This is a genomic window from Burkholderia sp. Ap-955, from assembly GCF_011753045.1.
In the GTDB taxonomy this organism is placed as follows: Bacteria; Pseudomonadota; Gammaproteobacteria; order Burkholderiales; family Burkholderiaceae; genus Burkholderia; species Burkholderia lata_D.
This window is the reverse complement of the sequence record NZ_VWWH01000009.1, coordinates 65746-90623: the sequence shown is the minus strand read 5'-3', so window position 1 is coordinate 90623 and position 24878 is coordinate 65746. Positions and strand designations below refer to the sequence as shown.

Genomic DNA, 24878 nt, shown 5'->3' with positions numbered 1-24878 from the left:
TGCGAATCATCAGCTTACCGCGCCTTTTGAGCACTGAAGCCGACAATTTGCGGAACGATCGGGGAATCTTGCTAGTCCGAATTGGCGTATTTTCATGTTATAAAGCCGTGCGCACAACCCATTTCGAACGGAATAAGCCGATCGCATACCAGGCGGCCTACGCGGCCCTGCCGCAGCGACGAAAGCATCGCATCAGATGAAAAAAGGTTTTTACACCATCATGGCCGCGCAGTTTTTCTCGTCGCTGGCCGACAATGCGCTCCTCATCGCCGCCATCGCCCTGCTGAAAGACCTCCACGCCCCCAACTGGATGACACCGCTGTTGAAGCTGTTCTTCGTGTTGTCCTATGTGGTGCTGGCGGCCTATGTCGGCGCCTTCGCGGATTCGCGCCCGAAGGGCCGCGTGATGTTCATCACCAACTCGATCAAGGTCGTCGGCTGCATGATCATGCTGTTCGGCGCCCACCCGTTGATTGCGTACGGGATCGTCGGCTTCGGCGCGGCGGCCTACTCGCCCGCGAAATACGGCATCCTCACCGAGCTGCTGCCGGCCGACCGGCTGGTCGCCGCGAACGGCTGGATCGAAGGCACGACCGTCAGCTCGATCATTCTCGGCACCGTGCTCGGCGGTGCGCTGATCAGCCCGCACATCGCGTCGCACGTGATCGCGCACACGCCAGCCTGGATCGGCACGCCCGCCGAAGCGGCGATGGCGATCATCATGGCGATCTACGTGATCGCCGCGCTGTTCAACCTGCGCATCCCCGATACGGGCGCCCGCTACCCGAAGCAGGAACGCGGCCCGGTCAAGCTCCTCACTGATTTCGCCGACTGCTTCATGGTGCTGTGGCGCGACAAGCTCGGCCAGATCTCGCTGGCGGTCACGACGCTGTTCTGGGGCGCGGGCGCGACGCTGCAGTTCATCGTGCTGAAGTGGGCTGAAGTGTCGCTCGGCATGTCGCTGTCGGAAGGCGCGATCCTGCAGGCGGTGGTTGCCGTGGGCGTCGCGGCCGGCGCAATCGCTGCTGCCGCCCGAATCCCGTTGAAGAAGTCGCTGACCGTGCTGCCCGTCGGCATCATCATGGGCATCGCGGTGATGCTGATGGCGTTCTACACGCGCGACCTGTTCCCGTCGAACTGGGCCGTGCACATCGGCCACCTGCGCATGCCCGTGTACCTGATCATCGCGTACATCTTCCTGATGTGCGTCGGCGCATTGTCCGGCTACTTCGTCGTTCCGATGAACGCGCTGCTGCAGCATCGCGGCCACGTGCTGCTGTCGGCCGGCCACTCTATCGCGGTGCAGAACTTCAACGAGAACCTGTCGGTGCTCGTGATGCTGTGCCTGTATGCGGTGCTCGTGTGGCTCGACGTGCCGGTCGGCGTCGTGATCGTACTGTTCGGCACGTTCGTCTGCCTGACGATGTGGCTCGTGATGCGTCGTCACCAGGCAAACCAGCGCCAGTTCGACTCGGTCGCGCTGATCGGCGAATCGCGGCACTGACGCTACACTTCCCGTTTCCGTCCGCCGGCGCCGGCCCTCGAACCGGCGCGTTGCCCTCATGACGCACCCGATACCCAACATCCTGACGATCGCCGGCTCCGATTCGGGCGGCGGCGCAGGCATCCAGGCCGACCTGAAGACCTTTTCCGCGCTCGGCGCGTATGGCGCGAGCGTGATCACCGCGCTGACCGCGCAGAACACGCGCGGCGTGACGGGCGTGCACGCCCCGGACGCGGCGTTCGTGACCGCGCAACTCGACGCGGTGTTCGGCGATATCCGCATCGATGCGGTCAAGATCGGGATGCTCGCGAATGCGGCGATCGTGCACGCGGTCGCCGACGCGCTGCGGCGCTACACACCGCGCTTCGTCGTGCTCGACACGGTGATGATCTCGAAGAGCTCGCACGCGCTGCTCGCACCCGATGCCGTCGACGCGTTGCGCGACGCGCTGCTGCCGCTCGCGACGGTCGTGACGCCGAACCTGCCCGAAGCGGCCGCGCTGCTGAACGATGTGCCCGCAACCACCGAAGACGACATGGTCCGGCAAGGCCAGGCATTGCTGCAGACGGGCGCGCGCGCCGTGTTGATGAAAGGCGGTCACCTGCCGGACGCGTCCGCGAGCCCCGACTGGCTCGTCGAAGCGACCCGCACGGTGCGGCTCGACGGCGCACGCGTGCCGGTCAGCAACACGCACGGCACCGGCTGCACGCTGTCGTCGGCGATCGCCGCGCTGCTGCCGCAGCAGCCCGACCTTGAAAGCGCGGTACGCGAAGCCAAGACCTACCTGACCGGCGCGATCGCCGCGAGCAGCCACCTCGACGTCGGTCACGGCGTCGGCCCCGTCCATCACTTCCATCGCTGGTGGTGAGCGCCGGCTGGCGCGGCGTCAGTGATCCTGCGCCGCGAACGCCTGGGCGCGTACCGGCCAGTCGTCCGGCACGACGAAGCCGCGCGCCGTTTCGCGCCACGTGCCGTCACTACCCTTTTCATGGATGCCGATCAGCGCGGGCGCCTCGCGCGTCGTCAACACCGGCGGCAGTTCCAGCGTAGCCGCCAGCGTTTCGGGTTCGAATCCGCTACCGGCGGCAGCCCGTCGCGGCGCCAGCCACGCAAGCCGCGGCAACACGCTCCACGCGACGCCGGCACGCTGGGCGGCCGCCCAGGCCGGCCACTGCGCGTGCGTCAGCCAGAAACCGTGCGGGTGATCCGGCGCGATTTCCGCGGACACCGGCGGCAGCGGCGCGCCGTAGGGGTAGAACAACCAGCCCTTGATGAACATCTGCGCGTCGGACGGCGCGCCGTAGCCGAGCCGCGCAAACCCGTCGCGATCGCCGAGCCGCAGCTGGTGCTCGAGTAACCGAGTGCGCTTGCGGTCGAACCGGTCGACGAGGTTGGGGCCGACGAAATCGGCAAGCGATGCACCGGCTTGCACCGGTGCGCACAGGTAGCACTTCACCGCGAGTTCCCAGTGCAGGCGCTGCCCGTCCGGGGCATCGACGAGAAAATCGACTTCGCCGAGCGTCTTGCCGTTGCTGCGCAGCGGCAGATTGGCCGCGACGAGCCGCAGCGACGGCCCGTGCGTCAGGAAATACTCGAGCAGGCATTCGGCGTAGCGGCCGAGCCGGGTGGGCCGGAAACCGTCGAGCGCGCGATGCAGCGGCTCGGGCTGCGCATCGAGCGCGGCGAGCCATGCTTCGACGGCCGACTGTCCCACCGCATCCAGCCACGGGCGCGCCAGCGGCGCGTCCGGGACCGCGGTCAGCAGGCTCGGGCTGGCCAGCAGCCAGCCCAGATCCCGAACCGCGACGTCGTGCAGCGTATCGACGAATGCGAACGCCGCGCCGGTCGTCATTGTCCGGCCGGCCCGTTCGCGTCGCCGCCTTCTGCGCGCTGGAACGTGTCGCGCGCGAGGCACAGGTCGGCCCACGCCTTCGACTTGTCCGGCAGGCTGCGCAGCAGGTATGCCGGATGGTAGGTCACGATCACCGGCACGCCTTCGTACGCATGCACGCGGCCGCGCAGCGACGCGATGCTCGCGTCCGTCTTCAGCAGCGTCTGCGCGGCGAAGCGGCCGAGCGCGACGATCAGCTTCGGCTTCACGAGCGCGACCTGGCGCTGCAGATACGGCTCGCAGCTCGCGACCTCGTCCGGCTCGGGATTGCGGTTGCCGGGCGGCCGGCACTTGATCACGTTCGCGATGTACACGTTGTCGCCGCGCTTGAGCGACAGCGAGTGCAGCATGTTGTCGAGCAGCTTGCCGGCCTGGCCGACGAACGGCTCGCCCTGCTTGTCCTCGTTCTCGCCCGGCGCTTCGCCGATCAGCATCCAGTCCGCTTCGCGGTCGCCGACGCCGAACACTGTGTTGGTCCGCTTCTCGCACAGACCGCACAGCGTGCAGTCGGCCACGCGCGCGGCCAGCGCATCCCAGTCGAGCGCGGCAACCGGCGTACCGACGGGGCGCGATTCGGCCACCGGCATGGGATCGCCCGGCGGCGCAGCATCGAACCACGCGAAATCGTCGGGTCCGGCAGGCGGCATGTCGTCCATCGGCGGCATCGTGTCGGTCGACGCGACCGGCATGACCGGTGCAGGCGCGCGATCGCCGTCGTCGACGCGGCGCGACGGGGCGGCGGCCGGCTCGCGAGCCGGCGACGCATCGACGCTTCGCGCCACCGCCGGCGGTGCGTCGCCCTGCACCGGCGTACGCGCGGTCCGCGCAGGTCGCTCGGTCGCGACGGCCGGTGTGGCGTCCACGGCACCGGTTTGCGCGGCGGTGTGCGCTTCGGCTGCCGCGCCCTCGGCCGTGCCTTCATCCGCGCTTTGCCCGCGCCGCACCCAGATCTGCGCGAGGCCCATTTCCTCGAGCGCCGCTTCAGCCCATGCCATGCGCGTCCCCTTTGTCCTTGTTCAGCGTCAGACGCATCACGATCGCGTCCTCGCGGCTGCGATGCTTCGCCGGGTAATAATTCTTGCGCCGGCCGATCGTCAAGAAGCCGAAACGCTCGTACAGATGGATCGCGCGCAGATTGGACGGCCGCACCTCGAGCAGCACGCCGTCGAGCCCTTCCGCGCGCGAAATGCGCACGGCCTCGCGCAGCAGCGCCAGGCCCGCGCCCGCGCACTGCGCGGCCGGCGCGACGCACAGGTTCAGCAGGTGCATCTCGTCGACCACGGGCATCAGTACGCAATAGCCGATCAACGAACCCGTCACGTGCCGCAGGCACACGCCCAGATAGCCGTTGCGCAACGAATCCTCGAAATTGCCGCGGCTCCACGGGAATTCGTACGCGACGTGCTCGATCGCGACGACCTCGTCGAGATCGGCATCCGTCATCGGCGCCAGATAGCGGTCGCTCAGCAGGACGCCCGTCATCCCTTCGCTCCACCCGTCTGCGCGGCCCGTGCCGCAACGCGCTCGGCGGTGGTCTGCGCGACCTTGTCGCGCACGTACTCCGGCGCGGCCTGATCGGCGGGCACAGCGCGGCCGGCGCGGAACGCACGCAGGGCGGCATGGGCGACCGCCAGCGCATGCGGCATCGCGTCGCCGTCGATCACGGCCGCGTGCGCCGCAGCCGGCAACTGCGCGCCGAACGCGGCGGCCGCATTGCCCGCGAGCGTGAACGGTGCATCGGGCACGCCGACGGCGCCCGGCGCATCGAGCGAAGCCGGATGCAGCGTGCGCCAGTCGCCGGTGCTGTCGTCCCACGCGAAATCCGCCCAGTAGGCTTCATCCATCCGCGCGTCCAGCGCGGCCAGCACGCGGGTCGTGCCAGGCGCGCGCAGCCGTGCGTGCTCGGCACACGCGAGCAGCGTGCCGATCGGCACGACCGGCAGCCCGCGCCCGAACGCGAGACCCTGGGTGATGCCTGTCGCGGTACGCAGGCCCGTGAACGAGCCGGGGCCTGAGCCGAACGCGATCGCGTCGCAATCGGCGAGCGTCAGCCCCGATTCGGCGAAAAGGTCCTGGATGGCCGGCAGCACGCGCGTGCTCGACACGGCGCCCGTCAGTTCGTGGCGGACCCAGGTTTGCGGGGTGGAAACGGCGTCATCGGCGTGGGCCGAGCGCAGCAGCGCGACCGAGCAGTATTCGGTCGACGTATCGATGGCGAGGAGCACTGTTTGCGTCATGGGCGACATTGTAATGCGGCGCCCCGCTCCCACGGGCGATCGGGCCCGATCCGTGCGTGTGCGCCGCACCGGGTGGCGGTTTGGAAGGATCGCTCGACCCCGCGCGGCGGTCCGCTTGTTAAGATCGCCCGACCTGAAACCCTTACGGAGACACCCGATGAGCGAACTCACCGCCCAATTCGACCAGGCCCAGATCGACGTCAAGCAACTGACGGAACGGCCGGGCAACCTGACCCTGCTGCGCCTGTACGCACTCTTCAAGCAGGCGACCGACGGCGACGCCCATGGCGACAAGCCGGGCTTCACCGACATCGTCGGCAAATACAAGTACGACGCGTGGGATGCGCTGAAGGGCACGTCGCAGGATGCAGCGAAGCAGCAATACATCGAACTCGTCGAATCGCTGAAGAACGGCACAACTTCCTGACCGAATCGCCCCCTGCCGCAATAGGCAATCAAATCAGTGGCGCAGCGCAGCAAATCTCTTTATAATGCTGCCTGCGTCATCTTCCGCGCTCGGCTCGCAAGCCGTTCCGGCCTGGCGCCTCGTAGCGTTAAGCTCCAATCCGGTTTAGAACCTGTCCCCTCCTGCTTCGACCTTCACGGTCGTCACTTATCAGGCTGGCGGCCACGCTCCTGAAGCGCGCCGCACCCAAAACAGCTTCTAATGCCTCATCCGCCGACGGTTCGGCGGATTGCACCCCCGTTTCCCGATTTGCTCGCTGAATCCGACGACTTGGGTATGCGCGATTGGCGCCGACGTTTCACCCACTGTGTTTCAAGGATTGTTATGACTTCGAGCATCAACTCCAGCCCGCTCAACGCGATCGCCGACCAGGCGCTCGGTCTCGACGACGCCGCCGCACCGGCCGCGGTCGAACCGGCGTCGGACGAGCCGAACTTCGCGTCGCTCGGGTTGTCGCCGGAGATCGTCTCCGCGCTGCAGGCCGCCGGCTATGTGAAGCCGACGCCGGTCCAGCAGCGCGCGATTCCGGCCGGCATCGCCGGCCGTGACCTGCTGGTCTCGAGCCCGACCGGTTCGGGCAAGACCGCCGCATTCATGCTGCCCGCGATCGAACGTTTCGCGCAGCTCCAGAAGGCGCAGGCGCAGCAACCGCGCGCGCCGCGCGAACCGAACCAGGGCGACCGCCGCGCGCGCCGCCCGCAACCCGTCGCGCGCCCGGGCCTGCTCGTGCTGACGCCGACCCGTGAACTCGCGATGCAGGTCACCACGGCCGCAACGACCTACGGCAAGCACCTGAAGCGCCTGCGCACGGTCAGCATCCTCGGCGGCGTCGCCTACGGCCAGCAGCTGATGCTGCTCGCGAAGAACCCGGAAATCCTGGTCGCCACGCCGGGCCGTCTGCTCGACCACCTCGAGCGCGGCCGTATCGACCTGTCCGAGCTGAAGATGCTCGTGCTGGACGAAGCCGACCGCATGCTCGACATGGGCTTCATTGACGACATCGAAACGATCGTCGCCGCCACCCCCGCGTCGCGCCAGACGATGCTGTTCTCGGCCACGCTCGACGGCAAGATCGGTTCGCTGACGAGCCGCCTGCTGAAGGATCCGGAACGTATCGAGATCCAGCAGCGCCTCGAGTCGCGCGCGAACATCGCGCAGACCGTGCACTACGTCGACGACCGCGACCACAAGGATCGCCTGCTCGATCACCTGCTGCGCGACGACGCGCTCGACCAGGCGATCATCTTCACGGCGACCAAGATCGACGCCGACCAGCTCGCCGGCCGTCTCGCCGACGCAGGCTTCGAATCGGCCGCGCTGCACGGCGACCTGCCGCAGGGCGCGCGTAACCGCACGATCCGTGCGCTGCGCGAGCGCCGTGTGCGCGTGCTGGTGGCCACCGACGTCGCGGCACGCGGCATCGACATCCCGGGCATCACGCACGTGTTCAACTACGACCTGCCGAAGTTCGCGGAAGACTACGTGCACCGTATCGGCCGTACGGGCCGTGCAGGCCGTTCGGGCACGGCAGTGAGCCTCGTGCACCACGCCGAGCAAGGCGCGCTCAAGCGCATCGAGCGCTTCGTGCGCTCGCCGCTGCCGGTCAACGTGATCGAAGGCTTCGAGCCGCGCAAGGCGCCCCCGCGCAACGGCGGTACCGGTGGCCGTGGCCGTCCGGGTGGCGGCAACGGCGGTCGTCGTTTCGGCGGCAAGCCGGGCGGCGGTTATGGCGGCAACGGCAACGGCCGCAGCTACGGTGGCGGCAATGGCGGCGGCTGGAGCGGCAAGCCGGGCGGCAGCCGTGACGGCGGCCCGCGTCGCGACGGCCAGCGCAGCGGCGGCCCGCGTCGCAGCAACCCCGCGTCGTAAGCACACACGGGCGGCCATGGGCCGCCCCACGGAGGGCAGACCCGCGGATAACCGCCCTGCCCATCCAGCCAACCGGCGCATCCGCGCCGGTTTTTTTTCGCCCCGCCCTACATTTCACGATACGGAAAATTTTTTTGTGTCGTAAAAAATCATGCTGCGCGGCACAACCCGGTCGATTGCAGGATGGGAAAAAGCATTTCTTATCCCGAAATTACAATTTCAAGATATTGATTTAAAACAATTAAAAATTTACCCGACGCCTCCACCCGCCCCCTGTCCTGCTCCAGTCGATTTGCCTAGACTCTTATACAAGACCTCACGAAACCGAACGCGCCGCTTCCGGCTTCGAGAACAGCGTCAACACCGTCAGAGTCAACCCATCAGGCATCGCATCGCATCAAGGAGCTCATCATGTCGCGACAGCAACAGGCACAGGAACTGCAAAAGCAATGGGAAACCGATCCGCGCTGGAAAGGCATCAAGCGCAGCTACTCGGCTGAGGACGTGGTCCGGCTGCGTGGTTCGATCCCGATCGAGCACACGCTCGCCAAGCGCGGTGCGGAAAAGCTGTGGAGCCTCGTCAACAATGAGCCGTTCGTCAACGCACTCGGCGCACTGACCGGCAACCAGGCGATGCAGCAGGTGAAGGCCGGCCTGAAGGCGATCTACCTGTCCGGCTGGCAAGTGGCCGGCGACGCGAACGTCGCGGGCGAAATGTACCCGGACCAGTCGCTGTACCCGGCAAACTCGGTGCCGCTCGTCGTGAAGCGCATCAATAACACGCTGACGCGCGCCGACCAGATCCAGTGGTCGGAAGGCAAGAACCCGGGCGACGAAGGCTACGTCGACTTCTTCGCACCGATCGTCGCCGATGCGGAAGCCGGTTTCGGCGGCGTGCTGAATGCATTCGAACTGATGAAGGCGATGATCGAAGCCGGTGCGTCGGGCGTCCACTTCGAGGACCAGCTCGCGTCGGTGAAGAAGTGCGGCCACATGGGCGGCAAGGTGCTCGTGCCGACGCGTGAGGCCGTCGCGAAGCTGTCGGCCGCACGTCTCGCGGCCGACGTGATGGGCACGTCGACCGTGCTGGTCGCCCGCACCGACGCGGAAGCGGCCGACCTGATCACGTCCGACGTCGACGACAACGACAAGCCGTTCCTGACGGGCGAGCGCACGGTGGAAGGCTTCTTCCGCACGAAGCCGGGCATCGAACAGGCGATCTCGCGCGGTCTCGCGTACGCGCCGTACGCCGACCTGGTCTGGTGCGAAACGGGCAAGCCGGATCTCGAGTACGCGAAGAAGTTCGCGGAAGCGATCCACAAGCAGTTCCCGGGCAAGCTGCTGTCGTACAACTGCTCGCCGTCGTTCAACTGGAAGAAGAACCTCGACGACGCGACGATCGCGAAGTTCCAGAAGGAGCTCGGCGCGATGGGCTACAAGTTCCAGTTCATCACGCTGGCCGGCTTCCATGCGCTGAACTACTCGATGTTCAACCTCGCGCACGGCTATGCCCGCACGCAGATGAGCGCATTCGTCGAATTGCAGCAGGCCGAGTTCGCGGCAGCGGACAAGGGCTTCACGGCGGTCAAGCACCAGCGCGAAGTCGGCACCGGCTACTTCGACGCCGTGACGCAGACGGTCGAGCGCGAAGCATCGACCACCGCATTGCACGGCTCGACCGAGGACGAACAGTTCTTCGACGGCAAGAAGGTCGCGTAAGCAGAAAAACACGACGCGCCACGCGTCATGCCGATGCCCGACCTCGTCTTGCGACGGCGGGCATCGGCCACCGAACAACAATCAGGGAGGAGACGGCAGGCGCGCGATACCGATCGCGCGACCGGCCGCGCGGCCTGCGGGCCGCCAGCAATGACGCGCGCCGGCTCCGTCCGGCGCGCCTTTTTTCCAGGGCGCCGCCCTACCGATACACGATCACCGGAATTTTCGTATGGGTCAGCACGCGCTGCGTCTCGCTGCCGATCAGCAAGCTGCCGAGCCCGCGGCGACCGTGGGACGCCATGAAGATCACGTCGCAGCCGCCGCGTTCGGCCGCCTCGATGATGCCGAGATACGGCGACGGATGCACGCTCGTCCAGGTGTCGCAATCGACGCCGGCCGCCTTCGCGGCCGATTCGACCTCGTCGAGATGCGCGCGCGCCTCGCGCTCGCTGCGCGCCCGGAAATCGGCGGGCGGCTCGATGATCACTTCGGAAAACGGCGAGTACGGATACTGCGGCAGGCACGCGTAGGCCGTAACCCGCGCACCGACCGCGCGCGCCAGGTCGATCGCGCCGTCGATCGCCTTCTGCGACAGTTCGGAACCGTCGGTTGGAACGAGGATGTGCCGGAACATCGCGCCCTCCTTCGTCAATCGCACTCCGCGCGCCGCGCTTCCGGGCGGTCCGGCTGCGTCGCGTGGGGCATGCCAGTTTCGATTGTAGGACGTGAAAGCACACGGCCGGGCCGCGCAGCGGGTTCGCCCTCATATCGGAAACGCGCGGGCACGCGTGGCCTACTCGCCCCAATATCCAGGCTGCTCGTACGTGTGCTTCAGGTAATCGAGAAACAGCCGCACGCGCAGCGGCAGATGCCGGCGCTGCGGGAACACCGCGTGAATGCCGATCGGCGGGGCGGCGAACGCGTCGAGCACGCTGACGAGCCGGCCGGCCGCGATGTCCTCGCCGACCTCCCACCACGAGCGCCACGCGAGCCCGTGACCCTCCAGGCACCACTCGTGCAGCACCGCACCGTCCGAGCATTCCATCGTGCCGTTCACGCGGATCGACACGACCTTGTCGTCTTCCTGGAACGTCCAGCCGCGTTGCTGGTTCGCATTTGCCGCGAGCGCGAGGCAGTTGTGCCGCGCCAGCTCGGCGAGCGTGGCCGGCGTGCCGCGCCGGGAGAGATACGCGGGCGACGCGACGCACACGCGGCGGTTCTCGCCGAGCTTCAGCGACACGAGCGACGAGTCGGGCAGCTCGCCGAGCCGCACCGCGCAATCGAACCCCTCGTTGACGAGGTCGACCATCCGGTCGGACAGGTCGAGCGTGACCGATACGTCCGGATGCCCGACGCTGAATTCGGGCACGAGCGGCGCGACGTGCCGCCGGCCGAAGCCGGCCGGCGCGGAAATGCGCAGGTGGCCGCTCGCCTTGACGCCGCCGGCGGACACGCTCGCCTCCGCGTTCTGCATGTCGTTGATCACGCGCTGGCAATCCTCGAGGAACGCCGAACCCTCGAACGTCAGCGTGAGCTTGCGCGTCGTGCGCACCAGCAGTTTCACGCCGAGCCGCTCCTCGAGCGCGTCGAGCCGGCGGCCGATGATCGCCGGCGCGACACCTTCCGCGTGCGCGGCCGCCGACAGGCTGCCCTTTGCCGCGACCGCGGCGAACGTTTCGATCTGCTTGAACCGGTCCATGACTCACAGGGGGCGGCGCGCTGCCGCCCTTCAAATGGCTTAAACCGCTCAAGATTATGTATATGAAAGTAAAAGATCAAGTGATGTTTAGCGTCTTTTTTAGCACATACGATCACGAATAGAATTCACCTGACCTCTGAAACTGGAGCGCAAGGCTATGTCGGCCACAACGACACTCTCCTCTCCCGACGCAATCCTCTTCGACGCATTCGGCACGTTGTTCGACGTGCGTGCGGTCCTGGCCGCGGCGGAGCAGATGTTTCCCGGTCACGGGGAACGGTTGTCGCAGTTGTGGCGACGCAAGCAAATCGAATACTCGCAACTGCGCACGCTCGCCGATCCGGCCGGCGCCCGCTATCGCCCGTTCCGGGACATCACGCTCGATGCGCTGCGGTTCGCCGCGCGCCGGCTCGGGCTCGCGCTGAACAGCGCGGCCGAGAAGCGGCTGATGGACGAATACGCGTGCCTGTCCACCTATCCCGATACGGTGCCCGCGCTGCGCAAGCTGCGCGCGCTCGACCCGCGCCCGCCGCTCGGGATCCTGTCGAACGGCACGCCGCAGATGCTCGACATCGCGATCAAGAGCGCCGGCATGTCCGGGCTGTTCGATCGCGTGCTGTCGGCCGACACCGTGCGCGCGTACAAGCCGAGCCCGGCCGCCTACGCGCTCGGCACCGACGCGTTCGGGCCGAACCGGCGCGGCATCGTGTTCGTGTCGTCGAACGCGTGGGACGTCGCCGGCGCCGTCTGGTTCGGCTACACGACGTTCTGGCTCAACCGCACGGGCGCGCCCGCCGAGGAACTCGGCGCGCCGCCCGACGGCACCGGCTCCGGCATGGCCGACCTGCTCGCATTCCTCGCCACCCCGGCTCCGTCCGGCAGACCCGCAAACCGCACGCGCCCCAGCCCGGGTGCATGACGTTCGCAGCGCTGCCGCCTTCCCCCTTCACCGAAACCGCAACTGACCGACCAAGGAGATGAGACTCATGAGCACCCCGATCACGCTGCCGCAAGGCATGGCGATCACCGGCGAAATCAAGCCGGGTTACGAAGCAATCCTGACGCCCGAAGCGCTCGCACTCGTCGCAGCGCTGCACCGCACGTTCGAGCCGCGCCGCCAGGCGCTGCTGCATGCGCGCGTCGAGCGCACGAAACGCCTCGACGCGGGCGAGCGCCCAGACTTCCTGGCCGAGACGAAGGCGATCCGCGAAGGCGACTGGAAGGTCGCGCCGCTGCCGGCCGACCTGCAATGCCGCCGTGTCGAGATCACGGGCCCCGTGGAGCGCAAGATGGTCATCAACGCGCTGAACTCGGGCGCCGATTCGTACATGACGGACTTCGAGGATTCGAACGCGCCGAGCTGGACGAACCAGATCGACGGCCAGATCAACCTGAAGGACGCGGTGCGCCGCACGATCTCGCTCGAGCAGAACGGCAAGTCGTACCAGCTGAACGACAAGGTCGCGACGCTGATCGTGCGTCCGCGCGGCTGGCACCTCGACGAGAAGCACGTGACGGTCGACGGCCAGCGCGTGTCCGGCGGCATCTTCGATTTCGCACTGTTCCTGTTCCACAACGCGAAGGAACTGCTCGCGCGCGGCTCGGGCCCGTACTTCTACCTGCCGAAGATGGAAAGCCATCTCGAGGCGCGCCTGTGGAACGACATCTTCGTCGCCGCGCAGGAAGGCGTCGGTGTGCCGCGCGGCACGATCCGCGCGACGGTGCTGATCGAGACGATCCTCGCCGCGTTCGAGATGGACGAGATCCTGTACGAACTGCGCGAACACAGCTCGGGCCTGAACGCCGGCCGTTGGGACTACATCTTCTCGGCGATCAAGAAATTCAAGAACGACCGCGACTTCTGCCTCGCCGAGCGTTCGAAGATCACGATGACGGTGCCGTTCATGCGCGCGTACGCGCTGCTGCTGCTGAAGACCTGCCACAAGCGCAACGCGCCGGCGATCGGCGGGATGAGCGCGCTGATCCCGATCAAGAACGATCCGGAAGCGAACGACAAGGCCATGGGCGGCGTGCGCTCGGACAAGCAGCGCGACGCGACCGACGGCTACGACGGCGGCTGGGTGGCCCACCCGGGCCTCGTGCCGATCGCGATGGAAGAATTCGTCAAGGTGCTCGGCGACAAGCCGAACCAGATCGCGAAGCAGCGCGACGACGTGCAGGTCGAAGGCAAGAACCTGCTCGACTTCCAGCCGGAAGCGCCGATCACCGAAGCCGGCCTGCGCAACAACATCAACGTCGGCATCCACTACCTCGGCGCATGGCTCGACGGCAACGGCTGCGTGCCGATCCACAACCTGATGGAAGACGCGGCCACGGCCGAGATCTCCCGTTCGCAGGTGTGGCAATGGATCCGCTCGCCGAAGGGCGTGCTCGACGACGGCCGCAAGGTCACCGCGGAACTCGTGCGTGAATTCGCGAAGGCCGAACTCGACAACGTGAAGCGCTCGGTCGGCGGCAACACGCAGCCGTACGAGCGCGCCGCGGCGATCTTCGAGCAGATGTCGACGTCGGAAGGCTTCACCGAATTCCTGACGCTGCCGCTGTACGAGGAAATCTGACGTCGCTGCCCGCCTCGACCGGGGCCGGCCCTGCGTCTGCGCCGGTCGCATGCGATGACGGCATCAAAAAAAGCGCCCCTCGGGGCGCTTTTTCTTTTGCGGCCGGATCCGCTACCGCGGCGGCCGCGCAACCGGTCAGACGGCTTCCCGCTCGCGCCGGTGCTGAACCCAGTCGCCCGACGCAATGCGCGGACGCCCGGCAATCGCGTGCTCGGCGACCGGATAGTAAAGGCAGGCGTACTGCCGGCCGCCGAGCTCGACGGTCACGTCTTCCGGCTTGAACAGCGAGTCGACGCCCGGATACACGCGCTCGATTTCGTCGAGCACGGGAACGAGCTGGTCGTCGACCTCGTAGACGTCGCCCCAGACCAGCGACTTGCCGGCCGACCCGGCGATCATTCCCGGATACGTGCCGAAATCGTACAGTTCGCCCGGCAGCGCGGCGGCACCGAGCAGCGTCGGCGCGGCAATCCCGTATTTGGCGGCCGCGTGGCCGATGTCGTTGACCTCCCCGTTTCTCAGGGTGCCGTAGACGAATACGTAGCGCATCGTGGTTCTCCTCTTTGATTCGTATGTTGCCGTGTTCGCACGCGATTCGTGGCGAAATCGCCCGCGCATCGATAGACCACGATACCGGCCGGATGGTTCGAACCCGCAGGCGCGCCCGGCCCCGGGGCAGTCCGAAAATCGCCGCCCCCCCACACAAAGTTCATTTGAACGCGGCATGATCGCCCGACAAACCGCCGCATGCACTTTCGCGGCGCCTTCTACAATAACGGCATCGCCGCCGCGCTGCCCGAATCGTCCATGAACCCGCCGTTCCAAGCCGACGTATCGAACCCGTACGTCATCGACATTCCGCCCGAATTCGCGCCGACCGCCGCCCATCCGATGCGCGTGCGCGCCCGGCAGGTCGATACCGGGCACCGCATCCCGCTGCATACGCATGCGTGGGCGCAGCTCGCGTACGCCTCGCGCGGCGTGCTGCGCGTCGCGACGACCGGCACGACATGGATGGTGCCGCCGTCCCGCGCGATCTGGGTGCCGCCGCGCGTGACGCATGAGGTCGTGATCGTCGAAGAGGCGTATCTGCGCACGCTGTATATCGACGAGTCGATCGTGCCGGACGGACTCGACGCGTGCCGCGTCGTCGAAGTGACGGGACTCCTGCGCGAACTGATCGTCGCACTCGACGCGCGCGACCTGAGCGCCACGCGCGAGCGCCTGCTGTGCGGGCTCGTGCTCGACGAGTTGAGTCACGCCGAGCCGCTGCCGCTCGCGGTGCCGATGCCCGACGAAAAACGGCTGCGCATGCTGTGCGAATCGGTCCTCGCGCAACCGGCCCATGCGGAGTCGCTCGAGCATTGGGCCAGCGAGGTCGGCGCCAGCACGCGCACGATTTCGCGGCTCTTCAAGCAGGAACTGGGTGTGAGCTTTTCGCAGTGGCGCCAGCAGGCGCTGCTGGCGCGGGCCATTCCGTTGCTGAACCAGGGGCGCCCGCTGTCGCATATCGCGCGCGAACTCGGCTACCAGAGCCAGAGCGCGTTTTCGGCGATGTTCCGGCGTGCATTCGGAGAAAGCCCGCGCGCATTCATGCTGCGCGGCTATGAGCACCGCGGCCCGGAAGGCAGCCGCGCGGACGACGCCCCCCCCGACGACGACGCGATCGACGCTGCCCGCTGAACGCCTCGCGCCAGGTCGTCAGGACTTCAGACCGGTCGCACCATGTGGCGGATCGAGCCCAGTTGCGCGAGCCGCGACCCGGTAACCTGATAGCCCATGCGCAGGTAGAGACGCGCGGCTGGATTGTCGACGAACACGCGCAGTTGCAGTTCGTGCAGCCCGCGCGCGCGCGCCCAGCGGTGCGACATGTCGAGCAAGTAGGTGCCGGCGCCTTGCCTGCGATGACCGGCCGCGATCTGTACGTCGCGGATGTGCAGCGAGTCGCCCTCCTCGGTCACGCGCAGCACGCCGATGCGCTCGCCGTCAGCTTCCAGGATGAAGTTCTCGGAATCGCGCCAGCTCGCGTAGAACAGGTCACTGCGCCACACGAGCCCATGCCGCTTGTAGTAGCCGCCCATGTTGCCGTGCGTCAGCGCTTCGGCAAACGGAAAATCGCCAGCCTCCGCGGGCCGGAGCTGATAAAGGAGTCGCAGGTCGGTCGGATCGAGCATCGCGCAGGGGTCAAGAACGCATGCCGCCACGATAGCGCAGTCGCGTACGGATGCAATCGCGGATTTCTCGTAGCGGCTCGACACAGGATGACCGGCGGTTACGCGGCCAGCGGGCGCAACCGGAAACGCAAATGAAAAAGCCCGCACAAGGCGGGCTTCTTCATTTTTTTGGCGGAGCGGACGGGACTCGAACCCGCGACCCCCGGCGTGACAGGCCGGTATTCTAACCGACTGAACTACCGCTCCAGTCTTGCTACTTGCCTGGCAGGCGTCGGTTGCTTCCTGCCGGCGCATCGTTTGTTCGAACGACGCCGAAATCTGGCGTCCCCTAGGGGATTCGAACCCCTGTACTCACCGTGAAAGGGTGATGTCCTAGGCCTCTAGACGAAGGGGACAACGTACTGCTTACATCCTTAATGCAAAAGCCCGTTCAAAAATCGTTCTTTGAACGGGCTTCGTTCTGGCGGAGCGGACGGGGCTCGAACCCGCGACCCCCGGCGTGACAGGCCGGTATTCTAACCAACTGAACTACCGCTCCAGCTTTCTTACTCACACCTGCAGGACATCGTCACGTTCCTGCATGTGTTGCGACACTTCTACGAAACGCCGCTGAATCTGGCGTCCCCTAGGGGATTCGAACCCCTGTACTCACCGTGAAAGGGTGATGTCCTAGGCCTCTAGACGAAGGGGACAACGTACTGCTTACATCCTTAATACAAAAGCCCGCTCAAAAACGTCTTGAACGGGCTTCGTTCTGGCGGAGCGGACGGGACTCGAACCCGCGACCCCCGGCGTGACAGGCCGGTATTCTAACCGACTGAACTACCGCTCCAGCTTTCTTACCCTCACCTGCAGGACGTCGGTTACGTTCCTGCAGGCGTTGCGACATTTCTACGAAACGCCGCTGAATCTGGCGTCCCCTAGGGGATTCGAACCCCTGTACTCACCGTGAAAGGGTGATGTCCTAGGCCTCTAGACGAAGGGGACAAAATCTTTTCAGATCTGTCTGACTTTCGCTATTCATTTTTCAATCAACAGCGAAGGCCGAAATTCTAACTGCTTTGAATCATTTTGTGAAGCATTTATTACTACCACTGCTTCGCAAATCAACCCAGCTTGTTCTGATGGTGGAGGTAAGCGGGATCGAACCGCTGACCTCTTGCATGCCATGCAAGCGCTCTCCCAGCTGAGCTATACCCCCTTGCAGAACAGAAATGAGATTATATGGAGCTACTTCGAACTTGTAAATACCCTTTTTGCGATTCGAGCGAAATTTTTTGCGAAGCTGCCGCGATGTCACGCACGGGCAGCTTCGCTCGCCGTCGAACCTCAGGCCAGCGCCGCCTCGATGCGCGACACCACGACATCGCGACCGAACAGCACGAGCACCGCATCGATCGACGGCGTATGCGTCGTACCCGCCACCAGCAGGCGCACCGGCATCGCGAGTTGCGGCATCTTCAGCTTGTGCGTGCCGAGCGTCGACTTCAGCGCGGCGGACACGGCCTCCTTCGTCCAGTCGGCCGCCTTCAGCGCAGCAGCGAGATCGGCCAGCGCCGGACGCACCGCATCGGTCACGTGCTGCGCAAGCGCATCGGCTTCCGGTGCCGGCACACGGTAGAACATCGTGGCGCCTTCCGCGATCTCCTTCACCGTCGTCGCACGATCCTTCATCAGACCGACCACCGCTTCGAGCGCAGGGCCCGTCGCGATCGCCGCATCGTCGATACCGAGCGCGGAGAGGAACGGCTTCGCCAGCTCGGCGAGGCGCGCGTTGTCGGCTTCCTTGATGTAATGCGCGTTCAGCCAGCTCAGCTTGCTGTGGTCGTACTGCGCGGGCGACTTGCCGAGATGCTCGAGATCGAACCACTCGACGAACTGCTCGCGCGAGAAGATCTCGGCGTCGCCGTGCGACCAGCCGAGGCGCGCGAGATAGTTGACGACGGCTTCGGGCAGGAAACCCGCGTCGCGGTACGCCATCACGCTCATCGCGCCATGCCGCTTGCTCATCTTCTCGCCCTGCTCGTTCAGCACGGTCGGCAGGTGCGCGTAGACGGGCGGCTCGCCGCCGAGCGCATTCAGGATGTTGATCTGGCGCGGCGTGTTGTTCACGTGGTCGTCGCCACGGATCACGTGCGTGATGCCCATGTCCATGTCGTCCACCACGACGCAGAAGTTGTAGATCGGCGTGCCGTCCGGGCGCGCGATCACGAGGTCGTCGAGTTCCTCGTTCGAGATCTCGACACGCCCCTTCACGGCGTCGTCCCACACGACCGTGCCGGTCAACGGATTGCGGAAGCGCAGCACCGGCTTCACGCCGGCCGGCGGCTCCGGCAGCACCTTGCCGGGCTCCGGACGCCACGTGCCGTCGTAGCGCGGCTTCAGGCCGGCCTCGCGCTGGCGTTCGCGCAGCGCGTCGAGTTCTTCGGCCGACATGTAGCACGGGTACGCGAGGCCCTTCTCGAGCATCTGCGCGAGCACCTCGCGATAGCGGTCCATCCGCTGCATCTGGTAGATCGGGCCTTCGTCGAAATCCAGGCCGAGCCATTGCATCCCTTCGAGGATCGCGTCGACCGCTTCCTGCGACGAGCGCTCGACGTCGGTATCCTCGATGCGCAGCACGAACGTGCCCTTCATCTTGCGGGCGAACGCCCACGGATAGAGCGCGGAGCGGATGTTGCCGAGGTGGATGAAGCCGGTGGGACTCGGCGCGAAGCGGGTACGGACAGGACGGGTCATAAACGGTAACTCGAACGCCTGGGGCGCATGAATGATTCGACGCGGGATCGACGGCGGCAGCCCGGACAGCAACGGGGCCGGCGACGCCCGGAACGGGAAAGAAGCCGGAATTATACTCGCGCCGGACATCGCGCCAAGCGCGCCGCTTGCTTTATGATGTGCGCGCCGCGGCCGCCAGCCGGCGCGGCGCCGGCCGCACGGAACCCCTGCGCGGCCGCTCGGAACCTATCGCCGCCGCGGGCCGTGTAACCCGCCGCCAAGCCGCCGGAGAACCATTCGATGTCGTCCCCTCGCCTGTCGCGCCGCCACTTCACGATCGCCGCCGCGTCCGCCAGCCTCGCCGCCTGCACGTCGTTCGGCGACAAATCCCGCCCCGGCGCTGCGCTGCCGCAGGAAAAGCCCGTGAAGATCGGCATCGCCCTCGGCGGCGGCGCCGCGCGCGGCTTCTCGCACATCGGCGTGCTGAAAGCGCTCGAGGCGCGTGGCATCCCGATCGAGATCGTCGCGGGCACGAGCGCGGGCTCGGTGGTCGGCGCACTCTATGCATCGGGCATGAGCGCACTGCAGATCAACAAGATCGCGCTCGACATGGATCAGGCGGCGATCAGCGACTGGGCGCTGCCGTTCCGCTCGCGCGGGCTGCTGCAAGGCGTCGCGCTGCAGAACTTCCTGAACAAGACACTCAACAACCGGCCGATCGAGAAGATGGCGAAGCCGCTCGGCATCGTCGCGACCGATCTGCAGAACGGCCAGCCGATCCTGTTCCAGCAAGGCAATACGGGGCTCGCCGTGCGCGCATCGTGCAGCGTGCCGTCGGTGTTCGAGCCGGTGAAGATCGGCAACCGCGAGTATGTGGATGGCGGCCTCGTGAGCCCGGTGCCCGCGTCATATGCGCGCAAGATGGGCGCGAGCTTCGTGATCGCGGTCGACATCTCGTCCCGGCCGGACGGCGCGGCAACCAACAACCCGATCGAGATGCTGCTGCAGACCTTCACGATCATGGGCCAGACGATCAAGACCTACGAACTCGACAAGTACGCGGACGTCGTGATCCGCCCGAATCTCAACGCGATGGGCGGCAGCGACTTCAACCAGCGCAACGCGGCGATTCTCGCGGGCGAGGAAGCCGTCGCGCGGATCATGCCGGAACTGCAGCGCAAGCTCGCGGCAGCGCGCGGCGTGGCTGCCGCGTAACCACGCGATGCGCGGGCCGGCGCGCGCCGCCGGCCTGCCAACGGCGAAACGGTTTTCAGCTCACCGTTTGCACCGCCCCAAAACAAAAAACCCTGCCGCCTTTCGGTGACAGGGTTTTTTCGATCCGGCCGGACCGGCCGTCGAACGTCAGTTGTTGCCGTTCGCCGAATCGTCGCCGATCGTCGCGCGCACGCGCTGACGCAGGTCTTCCGGCTTCATCGGGAACTCCGATTCGAGCCGGCGCGCGCCGGTGAAACGCTTTTCCCAGTAGCCGCTGTCGAGATCGTCGACGCGGATGGTGCTGCCCGTCGACGGCGAGTGCACGAACTTGTTGTCGCCGATGTAGATGCCGACGTGCGAGAACGTACGGCGCATCGTGTTGAAGAACACGAGATCGCCCGGCTTGAGGTTGCTCATGCTCACCTTCTCGCCGACGCGGCTCATCTCTTCCGCACGACGCGGCAGCGACATGCCGAGGGTGTCCTGGAACACGTAGCGCACGAAGCCGCTGCAGTCGAGGCCCGAATCCGGCGAGTTGCCGCCCCAGCGATAGCGCACGCCGATCATGTTCAGCGCGCCGACGACCACGTCGCCTGCCTTGCCGGCCATGCCCGCGAGGAACGACTTCGCGCCGCCGCTCGACGGCTGCGCGCTGGTCTGCTGGAGGGAGGAACTCGACGCGTTCTGCGTCGAATTCGTGACATTCTGGTTAAAACTGCTGACTTCGTCGGCGAACGCGCCGGGAGCTGCTGCAAACAGGGCGCCGATGAACAGCCCGGCGATGGTGCGCGCGCATGCCTGGGTCAGGGATCGATGCTGCATTGGTCGATGGAATTTGCTTAAAAATCAGCTGATTGGCGGAAAATTTCGGTCGATACTAGCCAGCGCGTAATCGTTTGTCAAAACAAATTAATAAATACAATCGAGATGGTCAGACCATTGGCCGCCTATCACGCTTTCCAGACCGCTTTCAACAGCTTTTGTGTGTAAGGATGTGACGGTCTGGTGAAGATGTCGGCCACCTCTCCCGACTCGACGACGGCCCCGTCCTGCATCACCGCGACGCGGTGCGCCATCGCCCCGATCACCTCCAGGTCATGGCTGATGAAGACATAGCCGAGGTTGTATTTCTGTTGCAAATTCGCAAGCAGTTTCAGCACCTGCTGCTGGATCGACACGTCGAGCGCGGACGTCGGTTCGTCGAGGATCAGGATGCGCGGCTCCAGCACCAGCGCCCGCGCGATCGCGATCCGCTGGCGCTGCCCGCCCGAGAATTCGTGCGGATAACGGTGCAGCACCGTGCGGTCGAGGCCGACTTCGCGCAGCACCGCCAGCGACTTCGCACGCCGCGCGTCGGGCGTCATGTCCGGGCGATGCAGCTCGAGCCCCTCGCCGACGATCCGCTCGATCGTGTGACGCGGTGAAAGTGAACTGAACGGATCCTGAAAGACGACCTGCATGTTCGAGCGCAGCGCGGTCTGTTCGCGGCCGCGATAGGTCGACAGCGCGCGCCCCTGGAATTCGATCGTGCCGCCGGCCGTCTTCTGCAGGCCGAGCAGCGCCATCGCGAGCGTCGACTTCCCGGACCCCGATTCGCCGACGATGCCGAGCGTCTCGCCCTGCCGCACCGACACCGACACGTCCGCGACGGCCGTCACCGGCACCGAGCCGAACCAGCCCGCGATGCCCGGCCGCTTGCGCGCGAACTGCACGCTCACGTGCTGCGCGTCGAGCACGACGGGCGCGATCGGCATCACCGGGGTGACCGCGCGTTGCGGCCGGCTGTTCAGCAGCCGCTGCGTGTACGGATGCTCGGGTTCCGCGAAGATCCGCTCGACGGGCCCGCTCTCGACGAGCCGGCCGTGCTCCATCACCGCGACGCGATCCGCGAAGTGCCGCACGAGATTCAGGTCGTGCGTGATCAGCAGGATCGCCATCCCGCGCTTCTCCGCTTCCTCGCGCTGCAGTTCGAGCAGCAGATCGACGATCTGCGCGCGGATCGTCACGTCGAGCGCGGTGGTCGGCTCGTCGGCCAGCAACAGGCGCGGCCGGCAGGCGAGCGCCATCGCGATCATCGCGCGCTGGCGCTGGCCGCCCGACAACTGGTGCGGATAGCTGTCGACGCGCCTCTCCGGCTCCGCGATGCCCGTGCGCGCAAGCAATGCGATCGCGCGCTTGCGCGCCTCGACCGCCGACACGCCGTCGTGCAGCACGATCGTCTCGCCGATCTGCACGCCGATCGTATACAGCGGGTTGAGCGCGGTCATCGGCTCCTGGAAGATCATCGCGATGTCCGAGCCGCGCAGCCCGCGCATCTCGCGCTCGCTCTTGCCGACGAGGTCCTGTCCGGCGAAGCGGATCGCGCCGCACACGTCGGCGTCGCGCAGCAGCCGCAGGATCGACAGCGCGGTCACGCTCTTGCCCGAGCCCGACTCGCCGACCAGCGCGACGCGCTCGCCGCGACCGATCGCGAGCGTCACGTCGTCCACCGCGACCGTGTCGCCGAAGCGCACGTTCAGATGCTCGAGCGCCAGCAGCGGCTCGTGCTGCGTCGATACGACCGGTTCGCTCATCGCTGGCCTCCCGCCTCGCGCACCGAATCGGCGATCCGCGTATCGAGTGCGTTGCGCAGCGCATCGCCCATGAAGGTCAGCAGCAGCAGCGTCGCGACCAGCACGCCGAAGGTCGACAGCGAGATCCACCACGCGTCGAGGTTGCCCTTGCCCTGCGCGAGCAGCTCGCCGAGGCTCGGGGTCGGCGGCGGCACGCCGAGCCCGAGGAAATCGAGGCTCGTGAGCGCGAGGATCGAGCCGCTCATCCGGAACGGCAGGAACGTGATCACCGGCGTGAGACTGTTCGGCAGCACGTGGCGCCCGATGATCTGCCAGTTCGTGAGGCCCATCGCGCGCGCCGCGCGCACGTAGTCCTGCGTGCGGTTGCGCAGGAATTCCGCGCGCACGTAGTCGGCGAGCCCGATCCAGCCGAACAGCGACAGCAGCACGATCAGCAGCAGGAAGCTCGGTTCGAAGATCGACGCGAAGATGATCAGCAGGTACAGCTCGGGCAGCGAACTCCAGATCTCGATCAGCCGCTGCCCGACGATGTCGATGCGCCCGCCGAAGAAGCCCTGCACGGCGCCCGCGGCAATCCCGAGCAGCGTACCGATCACGGTCAGGATCAGCCCGAACTCGACCGACACGCGGAACCCGTACACGAGCCGCGCGAGCAGGTCGCGCCCCTGCGCGTCGGTGCCGAGCCAGTTCGCGCGCGACGGCGGCGCGGGGTTCGGCACGTTCGAGAAGTAGTTCAGCGTGTCGTAGTTGTAACGGTTCGGCGGGTAGACGACGAAGTTGCCGGGCGCCTCGAGCCGCTTGCGCACGTATGGATCGAGATAGTCGGCCGGCGTCGGGAAATCGCCGCCGAAGGTCGTCTCCGGATACGCGTGGAACAGCGGGAAATAGTACTGGCCGTCGTAACGCACGACGAGCGGCTTGTCGTTCGACCACAGCGGCGCCGCCACGCTCGCGGCGAACGCGACGAAGAAGATCACGAAGCTCCAGTAGCCGAGGCGCTGCTGCCTGAAGCGCTGCCATACGCGGCGCGCGGGCGACGGCGACACGCGGGCGCGCGCCGCATCGATGCGGGATGACACGACAGCCCGGTTCATCGCTCACCTCGCCCGGTGACGCCGGGCATGCAGACGGACGGTTTCATGTCAGCGCTCCAGGGTGTCGAATTGAATGCGCGGATCGACCCACACATAGCAGAGATCGGAGATCAGCTTGGTCGCGAGCCCGATCAGCGTGAACAGGTACAGCGTGCCGAGCACGACCGGATAGTCGCGCCGCACGACCGACTCGTACGACAGCAGCCCGAGGCCGTCGAGCGAGAACAGCGTCTCGATCAGCAGGCTGCCGGTGAAGAACGCACCGATGAACGCGGCCGGAAAGCCGACGATCAGCGGCAGCATCGCGTTGCGGAACACGTGCTTCCACAGCACGTTGCGCTCGGAGAGCCCCTTCGCACGCGCGGTCAGCACGTATTGCCGGCGGATCTGGTCGAGGAACGCATTCTTCGTGAGCATCGTGACGACCGCGAAGCTGCCGACGACCGACGCCGTGATCGGCAGCGCGATGTGCCACAGGTAGTCGAGCACCTTGCCGACGAGCGACAGCTGCGCGAAGTTGTCCGACGTGAGCCCGCGCAGCGGGAACAGCTGCCAGAACGAGCCGCCGCCGAACAGCACGAGCAGCAGCACGCCGAGCACGAAGCCCGGAATCGCATAGCCGACGAGCACGACGAGGCTCGTCGCGACGTCGAACGGCGAACCGTTGCGCACCGCCTTCGCGATGCCGAGCGGCACCGATATCAGGTACGTGAGGAAGAACGTCCACAGTCCGATGCTGATCGACACGGGCAGCTTCTGCACGACCAGCGACCACACGCTCTGGTGGCGGAAATAGCTGTCGCCGAGATCGAAGCGCGCGAAGCGCTTGAGCATCAGCCAGTAGCGTTCGAGCGGCGGTTTGTCGAAGCCGTACAGCGCCTTGAGCTGCGCGAGCTGCTGCGCGTCGACGCCGGTATGCGCCCGCAACCCGAACGGCACCGCGCCCTGCTCCGTCGCGCCCTTGCGCAATTCCTGCACGGCCTGTTCGACGGGGCCGCCCGGCACGAACTGGATCACCGCGAACGTGAGGGTCAGCACGCCGATGAGCGTCGGGATCATCAGCAGCAGGCGTTTGAGGATGTAGCTCCACATAGGGCGTCGACTCGCGATCGGTAGGCGGGGTTGGACGTCAGGGCGGCG

General features: G+C 66.4%; 22 protein-coding genes and 7 tRNA genes. 9 read left to right on the top strand and 20 right to left on the bottom strand.

Annotated features, from left to right (window positions below):
• Nucleotides 1-196: 196 nt before the first annotated feature.
• Nucleotides 197-1504, top strand: coding sequence for a lysophospholipid transporter LplT (gene lplT / locus F3J15_RS08075; RefSeq protein ID WP_069248293.1), 1308 nt, complete (start codon nt 197-199; stop codon nt 1502-1504).
• Nucleotides 1505-1562: 58 nt separating this feature from the next.
• Nucleotides 1563-2372, top strand: a complete 810-nt coding sequence (gene thiD, locus F3J15_RS08070; RefSeq protein WP_166889591.1) for a bifunctional hydroxymethylpyrimidine kinase/phosphomethylpyrimidine kinase — start codon at nt 1563-1565, stop codon at nt 2370-2372.
• An 18-nt stretch (nt 2373-2390) separates the two neighbouring features.
• Here the strand turns inward: thiD and F3J15_RS08065 are convergent, their stop codons facing one another.
• From F3J15_RS08065 to tsaB, 4 genes are read right to left on the bottom strand one after another with little or no spacing between them, the layout of a single operon-like run.
• Nucleotides 2391-3356 (bottom strand): DUF1853 family protein, encoded by a 966-nt coding sequence (locus F3J15_RS08065; protein WP_069248295.1) that lies wholly within the window; start codon nt 3354-3356, stop codon nt 2391-2393.
• Complete coding sequence (locus tag F3J15_RS08060; RefSeq protein WP_166889588.1) at nt 3353-4390, bottom strand: uracil-DNA glycosylase; 1038 nt, start codon at nt 4388-4390, stop codon at nt 3353-3355. Before F3J15_RS08060 ends, F3J15_RS08065 begins: the two co-directional genes overlap by 4 nt.
• Nucleotides 4377-4877 carry a ribosomal protein S18-alanine N-acetyltransferase gene (rimI, locus tag F3J15_RS08055; RefSeq protein WP_069248297.1) on the bottom strand — a complete coding sequence of 167 codons (501 nt, stop codon included), beginning with the start codon at nt 4875-4877 and terminating at the stop codon, nt 4377-4379. Before rimI ends, F3J15_RS08060 begins: the two co-directional genes overlap by 14 nt.
• Nucleotides 4874-5641, bottom strand: coding sequence for a tRNA (adenosine(37)-N6)-threonylcarbamoyltransferase complex dimerization subunit type 1 TsaB (gene tsaB / locus F3J15_RS08050; protein WP_089445880.1), 768 nt, complete (start codon nt 5639-5641; stop codon nt 4874-4876). The genes rimI and tsaB overlap by 4 nt, the downstream gene beginning before the upstream one ends.
• Nucleotides 5642-5789: 148 nt before the next feature.
• Here tsaB and F3J15_RS08045 point away from each other — a divergent pair, with 148 nt between their 5' ends.
• From F3J15_RS08045 to aceA, 3 genes are all read left to right on the top strand, one after another.
• The gene (locus F3J15_RS08045; RefSeq protein WP_166889585.1) at nt 5790-6059 is read left to right on the top strand and encodes an acyl-CoA-binding protein; all 270 of its coding nucleotides are present in this window, start codon (nt 5790-5792) and stop codon (nt 6057-6059) included.
• Between the two features lie 363 nt (nt 6060-6422).
• Nucleotides 6423-7967: a DEAD/DEAH box helicase gene (locus tag F3J15_RS08040; RefSeq protein WP_166889582.1), complete on the top strand. Its 1545-nt coding sequence runs from the start codon at nt 6423-6425 to the stop codon at nt 7965-7967.
• Nucleotides 7968-8378: 411 nt separating this feature from the next.
• Nucleotides 8379-9686: an isocitrate lyase gene (aceA, locus tag F3J15_RS08035; protein WP_069248300.1), complete on the top strand. Its 1308-nt coding sequence runs from the start codon at nt 8379-8381 to the stop codon at nt 9684-9686.
• A gap of 199 nt (nt 9687-9885) precedes the next feature.
• Here aceA and F3J15_RS08030 read toward each other — a convergent pair whose 3' ends face one another.
• Together F3J15_RS08030 and F3J15_RS08025 are read right to left on the bottom strand one after the other, a co-directional pair.
• A complete protein-coding gene (locus F3J15_RS08030; protein WP_031399397.1) occupies nt 9886-10320 on the bottom strand; it encodes a universal stress protein in 435 nt (144 codons plus the stop codon).
• Nucleotides 10321-10479: 159 nt separating this feature from the next.
• Nucleotides 10480-11385, bottom strand: coding sequence for a LysR family transcriptional regulator (locus F3J15_RS08025; protein WP_069248301.1), 906 nt, complete (start codon nt 11383-11385; stop codon nt 10480-10482).
• A 157-nt stretch (nt 11386-11542) separates the two neighbouring features.
• On the opposite strand from F3J15_RS08025, the gene F3J15_RS08020 reads away from it, so the two are divergent.
• Together F3J15_RS08020 and aceB are read left to right on the top strand one after the other, a co-directional pair.
• Nucleotides 11543-12304 carry a haloacid dehalogenase type II gene (locus F3J15_RS08020; RefSeq protein ID WP_166889579.1) on the top strand — a complete coding sequence of 254 codons (762 nt, stop codon included), beginning with the start codon at nt 11543-11545 and terminating at the stop codon, nt 12302-12304.
• A gap of 67 nt (nt 12305-12371) precedes the next feature.
• A complete protein-coding gene (gene aceB / locus F3J15_RS08015; RefSeq protein WP_166889576.1) occupies nt 12372-13964 on the top strand; it encodes a malate synthase A in 1593 nt (530 codons plus the stop codon).
• Between the two features lie 135 nt (nt 13965-14099).
• Here aceB and F3J15_RS08010 read toward each other — a convergent pair whose 3' ends face one another.
• Nucleotides 14100-14513 (bottom strand): gamma-glutamylcyclotransferase family protein, encoded by a 414-nt coding sequence (locus F3J15_RS08010; RefSeq protein ID WP_089445884.1) that lies wholly within the window; start codon nt 14511-14513, stop codon nt 14100-14102.
• Between the two features lie 258 nt (nt 14514-14771).
• Between F3J15_RS08010 and F3J15_RS08005 the strand changes: the two genes are divergently transcribed.
• Nucleotides 14772-15647, top strand: a complete 876-nt coding sequence (locus tag F3J15_RS08005) for a helix-turn-helix transcriptional regulator (protein WP_166889573.1) — start codon at nt 14772-14774, stop codon at nt 15645-15647.
• A 26-nt stretch (nt 15648-15673) separates the two neighbouring features.
• Here the strand turns inward: F3J15_RS08005 and F3J15_RS08000 are convergent, their stop codons facing one another.
• The 9 genes from F3J15_RS08000 to gltX all read right to left on the bottom strand — a co-directional run bounded on the left by F3J15_RS08000 (nt 15674) and on the right by gltX (nt 18877).
• Complete coding sequence (locus F3J15_RS08000; protein ID WP_166889571.1) at nt 15674-16138, bottom strand: GNAT family N-acetyltransferase; 465 nt, start codon at nt 16136-16138, stop codon at nt 15674-15676.
• Between the two features lie 169 nt (nt 16139-16307).
• Nucleotides 16308-16384, bottom strand: a tRNA-Asp gene (locus tag F3J15_RS07995).
• A gap of 73 nt (nt 16385-16457) precedes the next feature.
• A tRNA-Glu gene (locus F3J15_RS07990) sits at nt 16458-16533 on the bottom strand.
• Nucleotides 16534-16599: 66 nt separating this feature from the next.
• Nucleotides 16600-16676, bottom strand: a tRNA-Asp gene (locus tag F3J15_RS07985).
• A 78-nt stretch (nt 16677-16754) separates the two neighbouring features.
• Nucleotides 16755-16830, bottom strand: a tRNA-Glu gene (locus F3J15_RS07980).
• Between the two features lie 63 nt (nt 16831-16893).
• Nucleotides 16894-16970: transfer RNA gene (locus F3J15_RS07975), tRNA-Asp, on the bottom strand.
• Between the two features lie 79 nt (nt 16971-17049).
• Nucleotides 17050-17125: transfer RNA gene (locus tag F3J15_RS07970), tRNA-Glu, on the bottom strand.
• Between the two features lie 138 nt (nt 17126-17263).
• Nucleotides 17264-17339, bottom strand: a tRNA-Ala gene (locus F3J15_RS07965).
• 128 nt (nt 17340-17467) lie between these two features.
• Nucleotides 17468-18877 carry a glutamate--tRNA ligase gene (gene gltX, locus F3J15_RS07960; protein ID WP_069248305.1) on the bottom strand — a complete coding sequence of 470 codons (1410 nt, stop codon included), beginning with the start codon at nt 18875-18877 and terminating at the stop codon, nt 17468-17470.
• A gap of 279 nt (nt 18878-19156) precedes the next feature.
• On the opposite strand from gltX, the gene F3J15_RS07955 reads away from it, so the two are divergent.
• A complete protein-coding gene (locus tag F3J15_RS07955; protein ID WP_089425949.1) occupies nt 19157-20071 on the top strand; it encodes a patatin-like phospholipase family protein in 915 nt (304 codons plus the stop codon).
• Between the two features lie 147 nt (nt 20072-20218).
• Here F3J15_RS07955 and F3J15_RS07950 read toward each other — a convergent pair whose 3' ends face one another.
• From F3J15_RS07950 to F3J15_RS07935, 4 genes are all read right to left on the bottom strand, one after another.
• Nucleotides 20219-20893, bottom strand: a complete 675-nt coding sequence (locus F3J15_RS07950; RefSeq protein WP_069248306.1) for a C40 family peptidase — start codon at nt 20891-20893, stop codon at nt 20219-20221.
• 128 nt (nt 20894-21021) lie between these two features.
• Nucleotides 21022-22644 carry a dipeptide ABC transporter ATP-binding protein gene (locus F3J15_RS07945; protein ID WP_166889568.1) on the bottom strand — a complete coding sequence of 541 codons (1623 nt, stop codon included), beginning with the start codon at nt 22642-22644 and terminating at the stop codon, nt 21022-21024.
• A complete protein-coding gene (locus F3J15_RS07940; RefSeq protein WP_166889566.1) occupies nt 22641-23738 on the bottom strand; it encodes an ABC transporter permease in 1098 nt (365 codons plus the stop codon). The genes F3J15_RS07945 and F3J15_RS07940 overlap by 4 nt, the downstream gene beginning before the upstream one ends.
• A gap of 48 nt (nt 23739-23786) precedes the next feature.
• The gene (locus F3J15_RS07935) at nt 23787-24830 is read right to left on the bottom strand and encodes an ABC transporter permease subunit (RefSeq protein ID WP_089445888.1); all 1044 of its coding nucleotides are present in this window, start codon (nt 24828-24830) and stop codon (nt 23787-23789) included.
• Nucleotides 24831-24878: the final 48 nt, after the last annotated feature.